This is a genomic window from Flavobacterium frigoris, assembly GCF_900111075.1.
Lineage (GTDB): Bacteria > Bacteroidota > Bacteroidia > Flavobacteriales > Flavobacteriaceae > Flavobacterium > Flavobacterium frigoris.
In genome coordinates this window covers 1-1,879 of the sequence record NZ_FOFZ01000039.1, presented here as the reverse complement: position 1 = coordinate 1,879, position 1,879 = coordinate 1, and the positions used below count along the sequence as shown (strand labels likewise).

General features: G+C 27.9%; 3 protein-coding genes. All 3 read right to left on the bottom strand.

The window, feature by feature from the left end; translation table 11 throughout:
• Nucleotides 1–16 precede the first annotated feature (16 nt).
• A complete protein-coding gene (locus BMW63_RS17635; protein ID WP_139174294.1) occupies nucleotides 17–739 on the bottom strand; it encodes a hypothetical protein in 723 nt (240 codons plus the stop codon).
• 66 nt (nucleotides 740–805) lie between these two features.
• A complete protein-coding gene (locus BMW63_RS17630) occupies nucleotides 806–1,474 on the bottom strand; it encodes a hypothetical protein (protein ID WP_139174292.1) in 669 nt (222 codons plus the stop codon).
• 90 nt (nucleotides 1,475–1,564) lie between these two features.
• A partial coding sequence (locus BMW63_RS18245; protein WP_175460314.1) for a hypothetical protein occupies nucleotides 1,565–1,879 on the bottom strand: 315 nt, incomplete at its 5' end.

Genomic DNA, 1,879 nt, shown 5'->3' with positions numbered 1-1,879 from the left:
CTAATTGCTCTAGAAGCTACTCAACAACTCGAAAAGGAGAGGGTGTTGGGGCAATATGACTACTTTCTATTCTTTCTTTCCAGTTTTTGTTTACCATATAAATTACGTATTCATCAAATGTTTTACAATTATAACAACTACCAAAAGTACCATCAGTATTAATTCGTTCCATATTTATAAATTTACTGTCATTAATTTTATATTGAACCTTGTTAGAATTAGTAGCAGAGGATAATTCAATTAAATAACCACTAAAAACGTTCTGTACAGCAATTTTTTTCATTTTTTCAAGGCTCAATGGTGTATGTATATCCTCTTGGTAGTATTCGCGGGGTAGTACAAGAAGAGATCCACGGAAGAAATACCATTCCCCTTTTATTTTTACGCCGTAAAAGTCAACAATATAGTCTTGAACACAACCTTTTTCTTGACATCTTCTTAAAATGACACTGTAAAATCTATTTTTCTGTTTATTAAAACAAAGTAATGAATCCAACGGATAAGACTTCCATTGGTAACCTTTTAAATTATTAGACACCCAATTGGCAATTGTATCATTAGCTTTTTTATATATTGAAAAATATTCTTTGTCTCCTGTTAATTTCTTAGAATAAGAAAAATATTGTTCTCTTTTTTTTCCTAAATTTTCATTATTTTGCTCATCTGTTAATTCCTTTTTACATGAAAATAGTAAAAATGGAACTATTAAAAACACTATTTTAATTCCTTGGTTTGACATCGCCTTCATTTATAGGTAAGTTAAATATCCAATCATAATTCACTATGGAGTGACTTGCAGTAAAGCCTAATTGTTCTGGGTACTATCTATTTTATTTTTCCAGTTTTTGTTTACCCTATAAATTACAAATTCATCAAATGTTTTACAATTATAACAACTAGCAAAAGTACCATCATTATTACGGTTTTCCATATTTATAAATTTACTGTCATTAATTTTATATTTAACCTTGTTAGAATTAGTAGCAGATGGTGTTTCAATTAAATAACCACTAAAAACGTTCTGTACAGCAATTTTTTTCATTTTTTCAAGGCTCAATGGTGTATGTATATCCTCTTGATAATATTCTCGAGGAAGAACGAGTGTAGAGCCCCTAAAAAAATACCATTTTCCTTTTATTTTTACGCCATAAAAATCGTATATGTAATCTTGAACTCCTTCTTCTACCATAGTTTGTTTTAAAACTGCTCCGTAAAATCTATTTTTCTGTTTATTAAAACAAAGTAAAGAATCTAATTGATAGGGATTTATTATAGGGATTTCAAGGCTATTAGAGACCCAATTAGCAATTGTGTCATTTGCTTTTTTATATATTGAAAAATATTCTTTGTCTCCTGTTAATTTTTTAGAATAAGAAAAATATTGTTCTCTTTTTTTTTTAAAATTTTCATTATTTTGCTCCTCGGTTAATTCCTTTTTACATGAAAATAGTAAAAATGGAACTATTAAAAACACTATTTTAATTCCTTGGTTTGACATCGCCGTTATTTTTTGTTAATGTAAATATCCAATCATAATTCACTATTGAGTGACTTGCAGTAAAGCCTAATTGTTCTGGGTACTATCTATTTTATTTTTCCAGTTTTTGTTTACCCTATAAATTACAAATTCATCAAATGTTTTACAATTATAACAACTAGCAAAAGTACCATCATTATTACGGTTTTCCATATTTATAAATTTACTGTCATTAATTTTATATTGAACCTTGTTAGAATTAGTAGCAGATGGTAATTCAATTAAATAACCACTAAAAATTTCTTCGATAGCTATTTGTTTCATTAAATCTAAACTCAACGGAATATGCATATCGTCTTGATAATAGTCTCGAGGAAGGTAGGTAGTAGATCCTTGAAAAAA

Excerpts from the sequence above, each read along its gene's own strand:
- BMW63_RS17635 (WP_139174294.1), bottom strand. The coding sequence starts at position 739 with ATGTCAAACCAAGGAATTAAAATAGTGTTTTTAATAGTTCCATTTTTA.